Raw genomic sequence first — 19,795 nt, forward strand, 5'->3', positions numbered from 1 at the left:
ACTCGGGTGAATTTTATCGTTAATGCAGTAACAATCTATATACTCACAAATTGGTAAAACGAGGTTAATATGATCTAGATCATCAATTTAAATAAATCATTAGCTAGATCAGGCTTATCAAGCATAAATACCGATTAAATAAAGGATTATTTAACGGCTTTTTGAGCAGTATTCTCTTTGATTGGTATCAAGTATAAGACACTAAAAACAACTTGCACGACCAAGATGTTATTAAGGGGTTAATCATGATATATGCCTTGGCATTTTTTACAGCCATAAAAAAACCGACAGCCACATGACTGTCGGTTTAGGTGTAACTCGTGAACAAATTAGCTCATGCGGTAACGTAATACTTTTAATGATTTCTGTTCATCAATATCAGCAAATACGGACGGATTAGCAATTCGCTCAACATAAGATAATTGTGGCGCGGTATTAGCCACTTGTTGCATTAAAAAATCACAACCAAGTTCAGGGGCATTTAAGCACAGCAACACTTCACCTTGCGGGGCAAGCAAATCCGGCAGACGTTTCAATAAGCGCTCATAATCTTTAGTGGCCACAAAACTGCCACGTTGATTACTGGGTGGATCGGCCACAATCAAATCATACGGTCCAAGCTTAGTTAACTTGCCCCAAGATTTAAAAATATCGTGGCCTAAATAACGCGCACCTGCGGGTAAGTCATTTAATACATGGTTTTGCTTACCAATGCTTAACGCGCCTTTACTCATGTCCATGTTGACCACTTCATCTGCGCCGCCTTGCAAAGCCACTACCGAAAATCCGCAAGTATAAGCAAATAGATTTAGCACTTTCTTATGTTTTGCATGTTGTTTCACCCATGCTCGGCCATTGGCCATATCTAAGAATAAACCGTGGTTTTGTCCGCGTAATAAATGAACTAAAAAACGCGCGTCATTTTCAGTTACTATATGCTGTTCTGGTACTTCGCCATGCAATAACTCACTGAATGTTTGGCCACCGTGACGGTATTGGTACACCAAATTAAGTGTTTCAGTTGGTCGTTGTTGCTGCCAAAGGGCCTTTATTGCAATCACTAATTCATCCAGTTGTTCGGTTTCGAGCATCTTAAAACTGGTGAGCAATAATACTGGCTTATACCAATCTAAACACAGGTGTTCATCGCCCGCGAATAATCCGCCACGGCCATGAAATAAACGGCAAACATCATCACCGAACGTCAAATTTGGAACTATTTGTAAAAAACCTTTCATACACTCTCTTAACTCAATAAACTAAATACAATCAATAGGGTTATGCATTGGTGGTTGATGACTTAGCTTTAGCGTCACTGTCCACGCTATGGTCATTATCAACGTCACTACTGACTCCACTATCAACGTCATTATTAACCTTTTCGTCATCGTCATTTGTGTGTTCATCTTCAGCTGCAATTTCGGCTTCTGCTTTAACACTATTAGCGGATTCATTAAATGAGTCATCACTATCATCCGACAACAAAATTGCCAGCCAATTGCCCGAGTCGCTCGATTCAAGACCAATCTTAACAATCATGGTTAAGGGTACCGACAGCAACATGCCGACAGAGCCAAGCAGCCAACCCCAAAAAATCAATGATAAAAAAACCACTAAGGTAGACAAGCCTAAACCACGCCCCATAAAACGGGGTTCAACCATGTTACCCATCACCATATTGGTACCCACATACAATAAACCGGTAATACCTGCAGCCCCTGGGCCCATTTGGATAAAAGCCAATAACACAGCAGGAATTGCGGCAATAATAGAACCAATATTAGGAATATAATTAAACAGAAAAGCGATGACTGCCCATAACAAAGCATAGTCAACGCCAATGATTGTCAAACCGATACCAACAACCACTGCTGTTGCTAAACTGACAAGGGTTTTAATCACCATATATTGATTAACCGACTGCAAGAATTTGTCGATTTGCTTTAAACGCTTATCTGGAGCATCAAGGGCTAAATGAAACTTTCTAGGCATTGATTGCGCTTCAAATAACATAAATACGATAGTCAAAATAATCAGGAATAAATTAGCCATCACATTGCCAACACCAGACAACATATTGGTGGTCATGGATAACGCCATGCCGGGGTCAAAATAATCGAGTACTTTTTGTTGAGAAATCTGGATATTAAAATCTTGCAGTTTTTCAAGGATCCACGCAAATTGTTCAATCAATTGCTCCCGATACTTGGGCATTTCTTTGGAAAACTCAGTTACCGAACTGCCCACTAAACTGGCCAGCCACAAGCCCATTAACACAATAAATCCCATCATTAAGATGATCGATAACCATTTAGGAATACGGTAGCGCGTCATCAACACAATAGCAGGATTACAAATAACCGCTAAAAATGCAGATAATACAAACGGCACCACTATTGGGCTGGCCGTTTTAATTCCAGCCAAAATAATCACTACGCAAGCCATCACCACAAAACTTCGTACAGCCATGGGCGATTGTTGTAATCCATTCATAGAACTAAAAATCCTTATTATTGCTTATTAAAATGATTCTATATGCTAAGCTAAACTCAGTAACATATTGCAAACTAAGTTAAAATTCATTGTCGATTCATATATCAATTGATGACAATATTGGCTTACAACTACTTTTAGGGATCCACTCACTCAATATGAAACCAGAAACCGCTATTATACGCATTAAAAACTTACGTTTACGCACCTATATCGGCATTAAAGAAGATGAAATCAATAACCAACAAGATGTCATCATCAATGTGGTTATCCATTATTGTGCCGACAAAGCGCGAAACAGCAACAATGTCGCTGATGCGTTGAATTATCGCACCATTACTAAAAAAATCATTGCCTTGATTGAAAATAATCGTTTTTCTTTACTGGAAAACCTAACAAACCAAACTCTTGCCATTGCTAGCGAACATGATTGGGTTGAATTTGCCAGTGTTGAAATAGATAAACCCCATGCACTGCGCTTTGCAGACTCAGTGTCGATGGAATTATGCTATCAAAAACCGCAATAACAGACATGTTACGTGCAGTATTTGTGATCATTTTTTAAGGTTACCATCGTATATTGTTCTAATGAGTAAAGGGGAGCTTAGATGAAAATATTAATCACAGGTGCAACAGGGTTTGTTGGCCGACGCTTAGTTAAATCGCTTAGTGAGCATCAACTGATCATATTGACGCGAAATATTAATAACGCTAAAAATAATCTTGGTAGCCATCATCAATATTGGCAAACCCTTACTGATAAATCAGACCTTAACGATATTGATGCAGTGATCAACCTTGCCGGCGAACCGATAGTCAATAAACGTTGGAGTAACAAGCAGAAAAAACTGATATGCGACAGCCGTTGGGACATCACGGCAGCGTTAACTCAGCTTATTAGTAAAAGTACCACGCCACCGCATACGTTTATTAGTGCCTCAGCAGTAGGTTACTATGGCCGACAAGACCAAAATCCAGTTGATGAAACGAGTGGTTTTCATGCAGAATTTAGCCATGATATATGCCAAAAATGGGAAGATCTCGCACTTCAAGCCCAGTCACAACAGACCCGAGTGTGTATTACTCGCATAGGTATTGTGCTTGGGAAGAATGGCGGCGCATTAGCAAAAATGTTACCTCCATTCAAACTTGGTTTAGGCGGTCCAATAGGCAGTGGCGAGCAAGGTATGAGTTGGATCCATGTTGATGATTTAATTTCATTGATGGCCTACTTACTCAGCAACACAGATTTACAAGGCATTTTTAATGCTACCGCACCTCAGCCTGTTAGCAATGCCAAATTTGCTAAAGCATTAGGTAATGCGTTAAACCGTCCGGCCAAAATAACCACACCACCATTGGCTCTAAGACTAGCAATGGGTGAAATGTCAGAGTTGCTTACTACCGGTCAATTTGTGTTACCTAAACGAACTTTAGCAGCTGGCTTTGAGTTTAAATACTCTGATATCAACAGCGCATTAGATCATATTACTCACTCAGCGAACTGACTCAAAGTGCTAGCTCAAAGTACTAAGTCACTGAGCTAAGTCACCTGGCTAATGGGCATCACTTAACCAACTGTTTAATTTTGTCGATTATCGGTCCATAGCGACGCGCAAGTGGTCGGTGTTTTTTGTAAATAATGAACAATGGCTCACTGACCACCACATTGTTGGCTTGCTCGGTGGTAAAAGATGCTACGCGGATATGCTGTTGTTGGCCAAAATGGTCAACAGCAAATTGTGGTAGTACAGCAAATGCCAGCCCTTTAGCCACTGGCACAAGAATTTGGTTCAACTGATTAACGTAACTGCGAATGGGCACCTGCAATGCCAACGCTTGTTTTTTAGTAAAATACTGGCCGACTATTTGCGACCAATAATGCATCGCATCAGGGTGGCTCACCATTCCAAGCTCCATGAGCTGTTCAAATGTAACCGATTGATGTAAGTACGACTGAGGTAACACCAGACACAGAGACTGCGCAGCTAATGGAGTCACCACCAGCTCATCCATATTAATCGGCTGCGTAATTATACCCACATCAATGGTATTGGTCATAACACTGTCAATAATGCGTTTATTAGGCGCCGCTTCCAGATAGATTTGTAATTGACTATATGGCAACTGATAGTCAATAAGGTGAGGATATAAAAGCAACGCCATCGATCCCGAACACGCTAAACGGCAATCGCCGACATGCTCATCATCAACCGCTAATTGCGACAAAACTTGCTGTTGCTGCTGCTGCCAAACTAATGCTTGTTGATACAACACTATTCCAGCTTCAGTTAGCTCAAAGCTTTTTCCAATTCTAATGAGTAAATCAACACCCACTTGCTGCTCGAGCTTTTTAATGTGCTGACTCACGCCAGGTTGCGTCATAAAAAGTTGCTCTGCAGTATGAGTAAAATGCCCAACTTCGACGAGTTTAATAAATGTTGTTAACCATTGTTGATTTAACATGTCACGCCTCTACTCTGCCCCAAATATTGATTTCTCACCCATGACACAATCACGGATGGCTTTAATCTGAATGTTATTCACCTGAATGCTATTAACTTAAGTGCTGTTAATTTAAGGACTATTAACCGAAACGATAAAACTACAACGCTATCATAACAATTCTTAATATTATAGCGACACGATTAATAACTAAAAATTATCATTATGAGTATTTTTGATAATTTAACATTCATGTCTGAACTTCCTATACTGACATTATCAACTCGGAATGACGAGCTACATGGCAACACACAAATTCAGTGTAAAGAGGTTAAAATGAGTAATACATATCCACGCAGTTTTTCCCACATCGGTATCTCGGTTCCAGACTTAGACGCCGCCGTTAAATTTTATACCGAAGTATTAGGCTGGTATTTAATTATGCAGCCTACAGAAATAGTTGAAGAAGACACGCCTATCGGCGAAATGTGTACTGACGTATTTGGTGCAGGTTGGGGATCATTCCGTATCGCTCACCTTTCAACTGGTGACCGAATCGGTGTCGAATTATTCCAATTTACCAATCAGGAAAATCCAAAGGATAATTTTGAATACTGGAAAACAGGCATCTTCCATTTTTGCGTGCAAGACCCAAATGTTGAAGAACTCGCTGAAAAAATTGTTGCTGCTGGCGGTAAAAAACGCATGAAAGCACCACGTTATTACTACCCAGGTGAAAAGCCATATCGCATGATCTACATGGAAGACCCATTTGGTAATATTCTAGAAATCTATAGCCACAGCTACGAGCTACATTATGCTAGCGGTGCTTATAATTAACCTGTGTTAATTAGCCAACATAAGTTGCGCTTAATGCTGCTAGGTTGCGCCTCAGAACGATACTAACACTGTCGTTCTGCGGCGATCTTTTATGTATAAAAAGACTGAACTTCATCTACACTTAAATAACGCCACTCCCCTTCGGCTACATCGACACTCACAGCACCAATACTTTCACGATGCAGTGACACCACTTTATTGCCCACCGCAGCAAACATTCTTTTTACTTGATGAAACTTACCTTCAGTTAAGGTCAGTAATACTTCTTGTGGTGTGATAATTTGCAACTGTGCCGGTAATGTCAGCTCTTGCTCCCCTTGCAAAGCAATGCCTTGTAAAAAAGACTCTCCGGCATCTGCTGCTATCGGCTTAGCTAATTTAACCCGGTAAACTTTATGGCATTGTCCAGACGGGGACGTGATAGCAAATGTCCAACGGCCATCATCGGTAATAAGCACTAACCCAGTTGTATTGGCATCTAACCTTCCGGCAATATGCAACTCAGATGGTCGTTCGACGTCAATTAATGAGAATAGCGACGGATAGACACCATCGACATTAGAACAAAGAGTATTGGCAGGTTTATTGATTAACATATAACGAAACGCTCGAGCTGCAAGCTTTTGACCGTTTAAGCTGATGTCATTATTTTCATGAACTTGAACAGCTTCATTCCTGACAACCACACCATTAACGAACACCTCACCATTATGAATTAGCTGGATCGCGTCATACTTTACTAGCTCAGTACTTTTACAAATAAATCGATCAAGACGCATAAATAACCTTAACTTGGGATAATCATTTATTATTGGCTACTTAAGCGGATATTATGCTTTGTCTCGTCAAATATGCAGTCAATGGTGGAGGGTATTATGTCACAGACGTAAAGTGCGCTTTGTTTTATTATGGAGAATCGCAAACACATTACTCAAGTAAAAAAGAGTAAAAAAACGTAGCACCGACACTTAACGCAAACCCCACAAACATCATCGCAATAAAAAACCATTTGTGAGAAAAATTGCTTCCTTTAAATACCAAGTACGATTTACTGATGGTGTTACCGAGTAAAATTAACAACAATAAATTGATTAAATCAATATCCTTTGGATTCATAGACCATTCGGTCATCACCGATACAAGAATGGCATGAGCTTCAAAAAATGATACCAGTAAAGTACTGATCCCTCGCGAGAGACCGAGTTCACTGCCGATAAAATGCATGGCATATACAAGTCCGAGAATAAAAATAGATAGCTTAGCAACATTTTTCCAATTTATCGGATGATCAATTAATAACTCAATATCAACTGTTGGTTGCCCTGATTGGTTACTTAAAAAAAGTAAATTGGAGTGAAACTGCGCATATATTATCGCCGTAATAAAAAACAATAATTGCGTGACAAAGGGAATATAAAAAATAAAGGGTAATTGGTCTGCCAAAAAAAAGATAATAAATAGGCATTCCAGTAACATAGAACATAAAGCAAACAACAATGTCAGTAGCAAGTCACGCTCACTTGTTGATGCAAATTTTTTATCATTCAATATTTGTAAAAAAACAGCCGTGCTGGAAATAAATCCCCCCAGAAAACCCTGTAACTGGAAGCGACTGCGCTTTGCTAGCAAGTGAAAACTAAAAAAGCTGAATAACTCTAGACAGGCAACCAAAGGAACAATTTTTAATAGAGGGACGTAGGCTGCCACCACGAACAAAGCCGCCAACATGGTCATGTCAAACCATATATGTTTGTCTTTAAAATGATATGAGAGTGGTGTCTTATGTTCCATCGACAATATTTGCCTCTACAACTATGTATCGTGGTGGACTAAATTATGAATCTTCAGCACTTACACTTTGTCACAAAATTAGCCCTACACTCCACGAGATCGGTTCGGAGCACTATTCAATATAACTTAACTATACAGTAAACCAACTTAAAAACGATTAAGAGATAAAACAAGTGCTTGCCCTGCTGAGTAATCCGAAGCTAATGTGACTTGGTATATTTTATAACACTGTTTGGCGGGTGAAATAATATTAAACCTACCGCACTCATCATCGATAATGAGCAACAACCTAGTAATGTCAGCATCTAACTGTCCGCTAATATGCTGTTCAGATAATCATTCAACATCCAATACGCTAAACACATATTCTAAATTGATTAATCTAAATTCTGATAACTCACGTACTAAGGTGCAAACCCAATAAATATTATCAAACGCCATGCTATCACCGCACGAGACTTCAAGGATTATTGAAATGGCATGGGAAGACCGAACGCCATTTGAAGCTATTGAACATCTTTACGGTTTAAATGAATCGAATGTGATTAAACTTATGCGCAATTCACTTAAATCCAGTAGTTTTAAATTATGGCGTGCACGAGTCAGTGGCCGTAAAACTAAACACCTTAAATTACGACCTGAAGGTACTGATAGAGCGTATTGTCCAACCCAATATAAAATGCGATCAAAGTAGCCATATCAACTAATGTAAAAAAGGGAGATGACTAAGCATCTCCCTTTTATACTTTTAGCCGGTGTTTTAACCCGCTTTTAGCATCTCACTGCAAGACATATTCAATAACTGTCGACAACGCCAAACACCTAAAATAGCCACAATTACCGCCCCTGCGACTGGAGTAATCGCCCACCACGGCCAATGCATATATACAACCAGCTCAAACACTTGAGTTTTTAACATGTATAAAGCAAATTCTGCCACAATCACCGCTAATAAACCGGCAATTGCACCAAGCAAAGCAAACTCAATTCCAGTAGAAGCACGAAGTAACCAACCCGATGCGCCAAAAGTTCGCAACACCGCGAGTTCTCGTTGTCGAGTCGCCATGCCAGCTTCCGTTTGCGCAATCAACACCAAAGCACTGGCCAACAACACTAATGCCAACACCAATGACAATGACAACGACACTTGATCGATAATTTGTCGCAACTGCTCAACCATCGCCCCAACATCAATAATCGATATTGTTGGAAATTGTTGGATTAGTTGTAATACCACTTGATTGGCGCTCAGTAAGCTACCATCCGCCGCTAATTGCGCATCATTAAGGTGAAAACTGGCCATCGAAGTATAGGCAAATGGCGCCAACGCTTCAGGGGTGAATATCATGTAAAAGTTAGGTTGTAGGGTTTCCCACTGGACCTGTCTAATACTGGCAACCTTCACCGAAAATGATTGATTATCGATGCTATAAGTGAGCTTGTCGCCAAGTATAATTCCTAGCCTATCAGCGACACCGGACTCAACCGAAACATCATCAGCAGCTTGATTAAACTTGCCCTCAAGCAACTTATTATTTGGCGGTAAAGTATCTCGATAGGTCAAGTTTAGTTCGCGAGAAATCCCCACTCGCCCTTCAGCACCGTTTTCAGCTTGTTTACCTGAAATCAATTCTTCGTCATTTATATGAGTGAGTCGACCGCGCACCACAGGATAAATATCAGTCGCGTTAATATGATTTAGGCTTAAAAAGTCGTTTAACGGCTTAGCATCCTCAGGGGCAATATTAACTAGAAAGTAGTTAGGTGCATTTTCTGGTAACTGCTTTTGCCATTCATTGAGTAAATCTTGACGCAAAGCCAAGATGGTTAGCAATAATACCAATGCACTGCTAAATCCAACCAATTGCACAGCATTTTGACGAGCTCGACGACGCAGACCGGCTAGTGCTAATTGAAAAGGATTGGTGGTTTTCATGCCAATGCCATGACCAAAACGGATCATCACAAAGCCCAGCACACTGAGTAAAAAACCTAACAATAATACTGCAAGTACCACTGTCATCGTCAATGCTAAACTTCTTGAATACAAATACCCCAACAAGGCCATTGCGGCCAAGCTTAATAGTAAATGGAGCCACATGCCCAGCTGCAAGCCTTCTAATTGGCGCTGCAATACTCTTAATGGCGGAATGGCTAACAGCCGCATTAACGGATAAGCAGAAAACATAAATGCACTGATCAGTCCCGTGCTTACACCTAATAAAACAGGGCGTAAATACGGTGGAGAATAAGCTGCTATTTCTGGTGGTAAAAATGCCGTAATGCCAATGTCGAGCAATAACCCGCCCAGTAACCCCAGTACAATACCCAACAAGGTCACTAACGACAAATGCAGTCCGAATAACACCCGAATTTGCTTGCCTGAAGCGCCAAAGGTTTTCAGCATGGCCACAACATCATAATGGCGTTGGCAGTAACGCTGTGCTGCAATACCAATGGCAGCGCACGCCAAGGCAATCCCAAGTAAACTGGCTAGCAGTAAAAAACGCTCCGCACGTTGCACAGCTGAAGCTATCGGGGAATCTCCCGATTGCACATCGACCCAACGTTGACTGTTATTGAGCAAAGGTTTAGCTTGCAGTTCAAATGCGGTTAATTGCTCTGCATTACCAGTAAATTGGTATAAATACGTCACCCGACTACCGGGTTGAATAATACCCGTCGCCGCCACATCATCTAAACGGATGAGTAATACTGGTGAAGACGCAAACGGATTAAACCCCGCATCCGGTAAACGACTAATCTCTTCGGTTAGCGATAACTCACTATTACCCAATTCAATGCTTTTAGGGTAGCCAAGCAAACCACCTAAGCGATTTTCAAACCATGCTTGTCCCTTGCTTGGTAATGCTCGAGTGACACCGTTACTCAGCTCTATATCGCCTTTTAACGGATAGCCCTCACCTACTGCTTTAACGGTCACTAATTGAAATTTATCGCCCGAATACACCATCGAGTTAAATTGCATGTTAGTGACGTGGGCAAGGCCTAACTCATCGGCAACAGTAAGGACTTGTGAATCAAGTTCAACCGGAGAGTCAATAATACGGTCAGCGGCAATAAAGTTAGAGGCTTCGCCATTAATGGCCACTTGTAAACGCTCACTAACCCGCGCTAGCCCGGTAACGGACAACACCGCTAACGTAATAGCCAACACGATAAGAATTAATTGCCCTTGAGCGAGTTCACGTTTAAACAATCTCCACGCAATTTGCCACTCCATTAGTTAACCTCCTCAGCATGTTCCGCGCTCACATGGGCAGCCTTCAGATTATCTGCGTATGGTTCAGATAAATGACCATTCTCCATCACTAATTGGCGTGCGCAACGTTTTGCTAAATGCAAATCATGAGTCACTAACACCAACGTGGTGTCACTTTCTTGGTTTAACGCAAACAACATATCAGCAATTTTATCGCCATTTACACTGTCTAAGTTGCCTGTTGGTTCATCTGCAAACAGCACTTTGGGTTCACAAATAAAAGCTCTGGCAATCGCCACACGTTGCTGCTCACCACCCGATAATTGTTTAGGTAAATGATTTAATCGATGAGATAAACCAACGCGATTAAGCATGGTTTGGGCTTTCTGCTTGGCATCTTTCACCCCAGCAAGCTCTGCGGGTAGCATAACGTTTTCAAGCGCGGTTAAGGTATCAACCAACATAAATGACTGAAAAATAAAACTGACTTTTTGCTTACGAAGCGCTGCTTTTTGCTCTTCATTTAATCCAGATAATGCCACGCCATCTAACACTATCTCACCAGAGGTAGGAGTATCTAATGCTGCAAGTAACCCCAATAGTGTCGACTTACCTGAACCTGATGGCCCCAAAATGGCGATACTGTCTCCTTGCTTGACTTCTATATTAATGCCGTTGAGGATAGTCAACTCTCCCTCTTGGGTCACGACAGTTTTATTGAGGTTAGTTACAGTAATGGCACTGGTATTTCGATCGATATTATTAGACATACAATCCTTCTTATATTCGTCACTTAAACGCGTGCTTACCAGCGTGTTTATACTGATAGTTATGAGTGTACCAACCTATGCTGCCACGATTTTGATATTAGGTGATAGCTTAAGTGCAGGTTATGGCATGCCAGAAGATCAGGGATGGGTACAATTGTTACGTAACCAGTTGCCTCAACATCAGGTAATTAATGGTTCTGTTAGTGGTGAAACAACGGCGGGAGGATTGCGTAGACTCCCGAGTTTACTGGCCTCAAGCAAACCTGATCTGATTGTCATTGAACTAGGTGGTAACGACGGACTGCGAGGTTTTCCGCCTAATAAACTGAAATCAAATCTTACAAAAATCATTACCCTATCGCAGCAACAAGGCGCCAAAGTGTTATTAACTGAGATTATGGTACCACCGAATTACGGCCCTAGGTATGCCAAATCTTTTACTCAGATTTACCATCAACTGGCCGAACAATATACAATTAAGTTGATCCCTTTTTTCATGCAAGATATTGCCACCGACAAAGCACTTATGCAGCGCGATGGAATTCATCCAAATGAACAAGCTCAAGACACTATTACGCTGTTAATGTTACCTTGGATCACACAAGCTTTATCCGAGTAAATACTTAAATTTGAACAAGTTTTGTTCAACATGTTAAAAACATTTTAATAAAGTGATCGAAAGTCATTTTAATTTAAGCATCAATGTTTAAAATGGACACTCAGCAAGCGCATTAAATAAGCATAAACATATAACGATAAACTTTAGACAACAACAAAGGCAATAAGGAAATAATATGTCCGTCAGTCGTCAAAAAAAAGTATACCTGCCAACAGCAACACGTAAAAATCAATACATTACCATTGGTTTTCCGTTAACTGATGAATATCTTAATGCATACAGTGATTTAGAAACTTGTTATGATGAGTTTAGTAAACTTGTCTATCAACTAGCCGAAAAACAAGAATTGTACAACGTTCACGTTGTCACCACTGATAAATTACCTATGGTCCGCTATCACAGTGAGGCTTATTGCTTAACCACAGACGAGCAATTACGTTTTTTCTATAACCCTGCACACCATGAAGCTAACCGTTTACACAGCGTTGCAGGCTTTAGAGCTAGAAAACTTAGAATTGTATTTTTAGCCACAGGCAATGACCTTCGCAGTAATTCGGCGGAATTTCACTCGCATGTGAAAAAATTTATAGCTGAATTAAAACCATTATTACCTGTTAAAAATGTGCCAATTAAAGTCCGTGACCACCAGCATATTTCTTATGACTTCTTTGCCAAAGCCAAAGGACTAAAAGAAACCTACGGTTATAAATTACGTGCTGTTGATAGTCGCTATCACCGACGTCATTGCGAGCTTCCAGAAAATGTCAGCACGCTCAATTATGTCACCATTAACATTCCAGTTGATCGTCGTATCAAGAAGCAGTTACTTGCAAATGATACCACCGACTTTACCAGTGTTTATCAAAAGGTATGTGACAAATTTATCGAAGCGACAAAAAGCAAACAGCTTAATCGTGTTGCAGTAGTTGCTAATGGTAAAATACCGCTAGTACGTAACAGTAAGTATGAGCAATTAACCAGTACAAATGAGTTTCAGATGGTCGGGTTTGATCCTCATGCCGAATCACCTGAGCCAATTTGTCACTGGGATGCGAACAAGCTTGTAGACGTTTTCCGATTTGTGATTGTCGCAGGTAAAAGTGATGAAACAGATGAAGGTTATGGTCGGTTTATGAATCAAGTTGAAGAAGCTATACGTGTATTTACCAATGAGTTCGACATTGATAAAGAACACGCCGATGTCATTTTACGTTTCCATCAACACATCAGTTACAAAGCTTAGTCACTCATAAGCTTTGCAATATAAAAAACGACAGCCAAGGCTGTCGTTTTTTTCTTTAATCAATTGCGTTGTACTGCTGTTACTGTACTACACCGATTGATTACGCTCCGCAAAACGATTCATCATAGTGGTCACTGATAGTGAAACGCCATGAGCAATTTTATCCGCTAGCTTTTTCTTCATTTGATATTGAATTTTAATCACTTGATGGGTATTCACCAAGTCTAAAATTACATCATCGCTGGTAGAAACCGCATCAATAAGCCCTAAATCAATTGCTTGTTGGCCATACCAATGTTCACCAGTGGCGACTTTAGCAATGTCCATATTAGGACGATAACGGCCGACAAACTCTTTAAAAAGCACGTGAGTTTCTTCTAATTCCTGTTGAAACTTAGCTCTGCCTTCATCAGTGTTTTCACCAAAAACGGTTAAGGTACGTTTAAAGTCACCAGCAGTGTGCTGCTCATAATCAATATCATGATTTTTTAGCAGACGATTAAAGTTGGGGATTTGCGCAATCACCCCAATTGAGCCCACTATCGCAAACGGTGCGGCGTAAACCTTATTAGCCACACACGCCATCATATAACCACCACTTGCAGCCACTTTATCTACGCAAATAGATAACGGGATATTGGCTTGACGCAAACGGTCTAACTGGCTTGAAGCGAGGCCATATCCATGAACCATGCCGCCACCACTTTCAACATTGACCAACACTTGGTCGTCTTTATCTGCGATGGTTATAATTGCGGTCACTTCTTGGCGTAATGACGAGACTTCATTGGCATCTATACTGCCTTTAAAATCGATAACGAATACTTTGCCTTTGGTTAAGTTTTGTTTCTCAGCAGCTTTTTCGGCTGCTTTTACTTGCTTTTCATAGGCTTTAAATTGCTTTTTAGGCAGTAACTCTTCTTTCAACTGATGCTTTAACTGCATAAGTTCATCTGAAATATCAGTCAGTCTTAGCTCACCTTTATCAGATTTATTTTTCATGCTAGCCGCCAGCACAAATATTACTACCGCTAGAATAGCGACAACAATGGTTACCGCTTTTGCTAAAAATAGGCCGTATTCATATAAAAATTCCAAAACTCGCTCCATACAGGGATGACAATCTCGCGGTATTTTAACAGTAATAACTAATAAGTAGACAATAAAAAACCCAGCTAATTGCTGGGTTTTTTAAGATATTGCGCACTAATTAGTAAGCATTAGTTACAGCTTTGGATCACATCGCTATTAGTCACAACAATCGTTGCTTGTCCTAATCCCGTTGATTTTGCAAAACCTGCAACTTGAGACTGTATTTCAACAGTCGCGGCAGCAGCCATACCGTCGGTAACGCCATCTACTTCACCAGGGCTAACAATCGAACTATGATGACCTTTAGAGAAGCGTACAGCACCAGAACCTGGTGTAGTTGTATCTACACATCCTAGCGCCAGCGAGGCAATTAACGGTTCAGTACCCGATAATGGGAAACCTTCAACGCTGTTAGGTAATGTTTGGTCACCTAAGTTACCTGCACCGTCGCCAACTATTTCAACTAAATGCACAGGTAAACCAGTAGCAGCTAATTTTTCGCCATGGTTAATTGGGTCAGCAGAATCGACTGCTGTTTGCACTGCAAAAGCAAATGTCGGTATAAATTCAGCATACACAGCTTGAACTAAAGCAGCATACTCGGCGCTACCTTCCTCATAACCTGCAGTATTTGCAGCAGTAACGAGAGCGGCAAACGTACTAGAGGCTGTGACATTGGCAAATAACTGTGGACCAAATGCAGCAGAACCCGCAAATGCTCCAGCTAAACCACCAGCAGGTGCGACTAACGATGCTGCATTAATTGCATAAGCGTTAGGCAAAGCATCACCCGTCATAGGATTAACTAATCCAGTACTGGCATAAGTAGAGAACGTAGTGCCCACAATGCCACCTAAACTCAAACCTTGAGCACTGATTTTAGACACATCAAATACTTGAGGTTGATTTGCCGCAGCGAGTTGTTGCGCCATTCCAGTCAATAATAATCTTAAACCTAAATGGTCTAAAGTTGCTTGACGGAAATTGTCACGCACAGTTAATGTGCTGGCAATGTTAACAAACACTAATGGATTACCATTCGTGAACGCATCAGGTGTACCTACTACAGGACCAAATGCAGGGGCTGTTGCAGAGATTTCATAAGTGCCGTCTTTGTCTAAGTCAAATGAACGAGCACCGTGCAATGGCATATCAATCGCAATAGTAGCAACACCAGCTGCTGCGTATGTACCAGCATAAGCTAGTGCCATTTCTTTACCACCACCTAAACCATGCATTGCAATTGTTGTTGGCCAACCACTTGTTGGAGGGACAAAAGTTCCACCTTGCGCAGCGGTAAATGCTGCAAGCTTAGCCGCATTCGGTAAGGTAATTTGAACTGAAACAGTTTCATAACCTTTGATAGCCGGAATAGGGTTAAACTTGGTTAAATGTTTTGTTTTATCTGCAGCAGTACCATCGTCAAGTTTCCACTGTTTACCTGCAAGCAATGCAGGATTACCCAATGCTGCTTGAGGATCTACACCGTTATCAGATGCTTGTGCAAAAAAGTTAGCTTGGCTTAATGTACCAGCCTGTAAAGCTAGCAATACCGACACAGGGCTGTCACCTTGAGCAAACCAACGGCCATTAGGTGCTGTTGGAGCACCATCGACGATTGGGATCACACAGCCAGCTGATGAACAATCACCGTAGATTGGCAGTTTAATTTTGGCAGTATAAAGATCTGCCATATCGGCGACTACATAGGCTGCACCCGATGCTGGCGTTAACCCAGCAGCCTGAGCAACTGTGAATCCTGTTGGCGTAGGAGCTTGCACAAATGAAGGTGTGTAAGCAGGATTAGAAGCCATCAATAATTTAGTGGTTTCATACACATCAGCGACTGACTGAGTGGTGAATAAACCAGAAAAACTAATCGATTCAGGGTCAACGCCATGTGTTGCAGCAACACCTTTTTCATAACTGTTGACCAGATACTGCAGCATTTTTTGTTGTTCTGTTTCAAGCTGCTGAGTTTCAAAATCTAACTTTAACAGACCATAGGTTGTTGACGGAGCAATACCACGGCCTAACGAGTCTTGAATAAGATCGGTAGTCACATAGATATAAGACTGGCCAGCCTTTAATGGTTTAATCGGTACTATGGCAACTTTATTGCCTGATGCTTTTGATACGAAGTCAACGCCAAATTGAAGCTCTTCACCTACTTTACAGGCTGAAACTGAAGGTGCTGATTTACACTCAGCATCACTTGATAATGCTCCGCCGACAGTCGCTTCAAACATGCGTACTGCACCTGGTTGAAATACCGAGGCGGCATCCAACGTTAATGCATTGCCCTGTAAATCATTAGCAAGTTCGACAGTGATTGAAATAGGAGAACTCGTTGACCAGCCGTCTAATGCGCCTAATGCCAGCTGAGGGTTAACATAATCTACGCCATCCTCACCGGGTATATTTAATGTGCCATCGGTTGTGCCACTAAAAAGTAAATCGTTTGGTAATGGTAATTTGCTATTAGCCGGATCAAACTGCATATGTGAAACAGGTACTAACGGCTCAGCATTATCTACTGCTTCGTTAAAACTGTCACCACCACATGCTGTCAAGCCAAGAGCAGATGTTATTGCAACACCCAAAATGAGTCTTTTCATCTTTTTTCCCCAAATCTTGTTTTAATAATTTTGTTTTCCCCAAGAATTGGTCACAATAGTCCTATCATGCGACCATAAGGACTTATGTTAGTCCTTAACTATTCTCAAGTTAACGTAAAATTATTGAGTTAGCTACAAGTTTGTTACATGCAAATGACCTATTCACATACAATTATTAATCATTTGTTTCAAACGGTCGTTTATTTTTTATCCGGTACTAGATTTGACGGGCGATTGCGCTAAGAGGAAATAATCAATCATGTTGGAATATCAAGCTGCAAAAGATTTACTCAATAACAAAACAATCTTGGTTACGGGCGCTGGAGACGGTATTGGTCGTGCAGCATCAATCGAATTTGCCAAACACGGCGCAACGGTAATTTTACTCGGTAAAACCGTTAAAAAACTCGAAAATGTATACGATGAAATTGTTAATGCCGGTTATCCAAAGCCAGCCATTGTGCCGTTAGATATGAAAGGCGCGACCGAACAGAATTATATTGATATGGCAGACACCATTGCCGAACAGTTTGGTCATTTAGATGGTTTATTGCATAACGCATCTCAGTTGGGGGCATTAGGTCCATTTGAGCATATTGATTTAACCTCGCTTGAAACCATTTTAAAGGTTAATGTCACGGCTCAAGCCATCATGACCAAGTCATTATTGCCTATTATGCGTAAAGCCGAGCATGCTTCAATTGTGTTTACTTCAAGCGGTGTTGGACGTAAAGGTCGTGCTTATTGGGGACCTTATGCATTTTCTAAATTTGCCACCGAAGGCATGATGCAAGTATTAGCTGATGAGTGTGATAATACCTCTGTAAGGGTTAATAGTATTAACCCAGGTGCGACTCGTACAGAAATGCGAGCAAAAGCTTATCCAGCTGAAGATCCACAAACACTAAAAACAGCTGAGCAAATTATGCCGACTTATTTATTCTTAATGGGTAATGAATCTATCGACACCAATGGCCAAGCACTTAATGCACAATAGTTAACCTGTATTAGTTAACCTGTATTTGGGCTCGCTGAAATAAAAAACGGAAGCAATAGCTTCCGTTTTTGTATTAATAAGCGTCTCAATTAGAAGCTCATATTCTCGGTATTCTGGCTAACTAACTTTTCACCAATTCCTGTCACCATGGTTAACTGTTTCAGATCGGTAAATTTGCCGTTTTTGGTTCGATAGTCAACAATCGCTTTTGCTTTGGCTTGCCCAATACCTTTCAGTGCTTGTAATTCCACAGCGCTGGCTTTATTGATATTGACCTTTTGCATAGCCGTTGACTTTTTCTCAATCGATTTTGTGACTTTCTTTGTAGGCTCTGCCATTGCTTTTGCCGCTTCTGCAGCAAAAGAATTACTGCTGAGTAAACAACATAAACACGTAATTAATGCAGTTAATGTCAATGATAACTTCATGAAAATCTCCTTTCTTCCTTAGTTTGCTGGTATGCATCCTGCTCCATTACCAAGCTCGAAAGATTCAGAACGCTATACGATTTCCGAATCGGAGGCTAACTGTAGTCAACAAAATCGAATTGTACAAAAAAAATACTATTTTATTCGCTACTATCAACAGTCTGACTTTGTTTCGGTTTACTTTTAGACATCATTGACGAAGTAAACTGCTTTAATTCACCGAGTAAATGTTGATGAACGTGGGATAATTTAGGCTTGTTGTGTTTGTTAAATGCGATCGGCCGACACAAGCTCATGGCTTGATACCCTAACCTTGCAGTAAGTAAACCACCGCCAAGCCCTTGTGCAATTCGAGCAGACACCTTGCCGGTCATTTCTACTGATAATAATTGGGTACCTAAATCGGTAATCACCTCGGTACTGCCAGCATAAATAATATTCGTCACAATACTACGAATCAGTTTTATGCGGCTCCAGTAACCCAGCTCCACAGCATAAATGACAGCGACTTCATTAATCATTTTTTGATTTCGCCACAAGATAATCGCCATATCCAGTGCAGCTAATGGGCTTGCTGCTAATAATAATGCCGACTCAGCAGCAAAGCGGTTAACGCGTTTCTTCGCCAGTAAATCGCGCTCGGATAGCACAATATCTTCAAATAACAACACGATTTCTGCATCATTATGTTCATGGCTACAGGCTTGTAAATATTGTTGTTTAGCCTGATTATTTGGGTATTTGGCTAATATTGGTGCCAAAAACGTTTTGGCTTCGCCCATTTGCATGCTTTGGGATAATCGCTCAGCTGTGCTTTGATGATCACTGACTTGTTTAAGATTAACCAACTTACGCCATTCTTTAACCGTAATGACCGTGGCCCATAAGCTAACAATGGATAACACAGAAGCATAAAAACCAAATAACCACGGACTTTGTTGAAAAGAGTCAATTAACCCCATCACGGTTTGTACGATAACCAATAACACCAAACCAATTACCGATAATAAAGCCAATAACGACCAACGCTTAGCCTTTGCGGGTTTAATGCTGTCGTCCATTGCTGCTGGCAATTCTGATAGCGATTGCTCACAAATAAAGTCAATTTCTTCAAATGATTTAGTCGGCTTAATTGCTTCTTCAGCTGATGGGTTCTCATCTGTCACAATAAGATCTGACTCGGTAAATATTTGCGATTTTTTTATCGGCGAATTACGTGTAGGTTCATTCATAACT

Annotated in this window: 18 protein-coding genes; 7 read left to right on the forward strand and 11 right to left on the reverse strand. The window is 40.8% G+C overall.

Annotated features, from left to right (window positions below; all coding sequences use genetic code 11):
* Nucleotides 1-329: 329 nt before the first annotated feature.
* Together SFRI_RS13115 and SFRI_RS13120 are read right to left on the reverse strand one after the other, a co-directional pair.
* Nucleotides 330-1,238, reverse strand: a complete 909-nt coding sequence (locus tag SFRI_RS13115) for a class I SAM-dependent methyltransferase (protein WP_011638007.1) — start codon at nt 1,236-1,238, stop codon at nt 330-332.
* 40 nt (nt 1,239-1,278) lie between these two features.
* Nucleotides 1,279-2,493, reverse strand: a complete 1,215-nt coding sequence (locus tag SFRI_RS13120) for an AI-2E family transporter (RefSeq protein WP_011638008.1) — start codon at nt 2,491-2,493, stop codon at nt 1,279-1,281.
* 158 nt (nt 2,494-2,651) lie between these two features.
* Between SFRI_RS13120 and folX the strand changes: the two genes are divergently transcribed.
* Nucleotides 2,652-3,020 carry a dihydroneopterin triphosphate 2'-epimerase gene (folX, locus tag SFRI_RS13125; RefSeq protein ID WP_011638009.1) on the forward strand — a complete coding sequence of 123 codons (369 nt, stop codon included), beginning with the start codon at nt 2,652-2,654 and terminating at the stop codon, nt 3,018-3,020.
* Nucleotides 3,021-3,101: 81 nt separating this feature from the next.
* Nucleotides 3,102-4,001, forward strand: a complete 900-nt coding sequence (locus SFRI_RS13130; protein ID WP_011638010.1) for a TIGR01777 family oxidoreductase — start codon at nt 3,102-3,104, stop codon at nt 3,999-4,001.
* A gap of 58 nt (nt 4,002-4,059) precedes the next feature.
* On the opposite strand, the gene SFRI_RS13135 is transcribed toward SFRI_RS13130, so the two are convergent.
* A complete protein-coding gene (locus tag SFRI_RS13135) occupies nt 4,060-4,959 on the reverse strand; it encodes a LysR family transcriptional regulator (RefSeq protein ID WP_011638011.1) in 900 nt (299 codons plus the stop codon).
* A gap of 315 nt (nt 4,960-5,274) precedes the next feature.
* Here SFRI_RS13135 and SFRI_RS13140 point away from each other — a divergent pair, with 315 nt between their 5' ends.
* Nucleotides 5,275-5,778, forward strand: coding sequence for a lactoylglutathione lyase family protein (locus tag SFRI_RS13140; protein WP_011638012.1), 504 nt, complete (start codon nt 5,275-5,277; stop codon nt 5,776-5,778).
* A gap of 89 nt (nt 5,779-5,867) precedes the next feature.
* Here the strand turns inward: SFRI_RS13140 and SFRI_RS13145 are convergent, their stop codons facing one another.
* Both SFRI_RS13145 and SFRI_RS13150 read right to left on the reverse strand, forming a co-directional pair.
* Nucleotides 5,868-6,557 (reverse strand): pseudouridine synthase, encoded by a 690-nt coding sequence (locus SFRI_RS13145; RefSeq protein ID WP_011638013.1) that lies wholly within the window; start codon nt 6,555-6,557, stop codon nt 5,868-5,870.
* Between the two features lie 148 nt (nt 6,558-6,705).
* On the reverse strand, nt 6,706-7,569 hold the full coding sequence (locus SFRI_RS13150) for a DUF4010 domain-containing protein (protein WP_011638014.1): 864 nt from the start codon (nt 7,567-7,569) through the stop codon (nt 6,706-6,708).
* Between the two features lie 439 nt (nt 7,570-8,008).
* Between SFRI_RS13150 and SFRI_RS13155 the strand changes: the two genes are divergently transcribed.
* A complete protein-coding gene (locus tag SFRI_RS13155) occupies nt 8,009-8,263 on the forward strand; it encodes a TIGR03643 family protein (protein WP_011638015.1) in 255 nt (84 codons plus the stop codon).
* 66 nt (nt 8,264-8,329) lie between these two features.
* Here the strand turns inward: SFRI_RS13155 and SFRI_RS13160 are convergent, their stop codons facing one another.
* Both SFRI_RS13160 and SFRI_RS13165 read right to left on the reverse strand, forming a co-directional pair.
* On the reverse strand, nt 8,330-10,813 hold the full coding sequence (locus SFRI_RS13160; RefSeq protein ID WP_011638016.1) for an ABC transporter permease: 2,484 nt from the start codon (nt 10,811-10,813) through the stop codon (nt 8,330-8,332).
* Nucleotides 10,813-11,562 (reverse strand): ABC transporter ATP-binding protein, encoded by a 750-nt coding sequence (locus SFRI_RS13165; protein ID WP_011638017.1) that lies wholly within the window; start codon nt 11,560-11,562, stop codon nt 10,813-10,815. The genes SFRI_RS13160 and SFRI_RS13165 overlap by 1 nt, the downstream gene beginning before the upstream one ends.
* 61 nt (nt 11,563-11,623) lie before the next feature.
* Between SFRI_RS13165 and SFRI_RS13170 the strand changes: the two genes are divergently transcribed.
* Both SFRI_RS13170 and SFRI_RS13175 read left to right on the forward strand, forming a co-directional pair.
* Nucleotides 11,624-12,181, forward strand: coding sequence for an arylesterase (locus SFRI_RS13170; protein ID WP_041413097.1), 558 nt, complete (start codon nt 11,624-11,626; stop codon nt 12,179-12,181).
* Nucleotides 12,182-12,356: 175 nt separating this feature from the next.
* Entirely contained in the window at nt 12,357-13,424 is a 1,068-nt protein-coding gene (locus tag SFRI_RS13175) for a DUF3083 family protein (protein WP_011638019.1), read from the forward strand.
* Nucleotides 13,425-13,511: 87 nt separating this feature from the next.
* On the opposite strand, the gene sohB is transcribed toward SFRI_RS13175, so the two are convergent.
* Together sohB and SFRI_RS13185 are read right to left on the reverse strand one after the other, a co-directional pair.
* Nucleotides 13,512-14,522 carry a protease SohB gene (sohB, locus tag SFRI_RS13180; protein ID WP_011638020.1) on the reverse strand — a complete coding sequence of 337 codons (1,011 nt, stop codon included), beginning with the start codon at nt 14,520-14,522 and terminating at the stop codon, nt 13,512-13,514.
* Between the two features lie 122 nt (nt 14,523-14,644).
* Nucleotides 14,645-17,134, reverse strand: a complete 2,490-nt coding sequence (locus SFRI_RS13185; protein ID WP_011638021.1) for a VolA/Pla-1 family phospholipase — start codon at nt 17,132-17,134, stop codon at nt 14,645-14,647.
* 259 nt (nt 17,135-17,393) lie between these two features.
* On the opposite strand from SFRI_RS13185, the gene SFRI_RS13190 reads away from it, so the two are divergent.
* The gene (locus SFRI_RS13190; protein ID WP_011638022.1) at nt 17,394-18,131 is read left to right on the forward strand and encodes a YciK family oxidoreductase; all 738 of its coding nucleotides are present in this window, start codon (nt 17,394-17,396) and stop codon (nt 18,129-18,131) included.
* An 89-nt stretch (nt 18,132-18,220) separates the two neighbouring features.
* On the opposite strand, the gene SFRI_RS13195 is transcribed toward SFRI_RS13190, so the two are convergent.
* Entirely contained in the window at nt 18,221-18,559 is a 339-nt protein-coding gene (locus SFRI_RS13195) for a ComEA family DNA-binding protein (RefSeq protein ID WP_011638023.1), read from the reverse strand.
* A gap of 140 nt (nt 18,560-18,699) precedes the next feature.
* Nucleotides 18,700-19,791, reverse strand: coding sequence for a TIGR01620 family protein (locus tag SFRI_RS13200; protein ID WP_011638024.1), 1,092 nt, complete (start codon nt 19,789-19,791; stop codon nt 18,700-18,702).
* Between the last annotated feature and the right edge of the window lie 4 nt (nt 19,792-19,795).

Source organism: Shewanella frigidimarina NCIMB 400 (assembly GCF_000014705.1).
GTDB lineage: Bacteria > Pseudomonadota > Gammaproteobacteria > Enterobacterales > Shewanellaceae > Shewanella > Shewanella frigidimarina.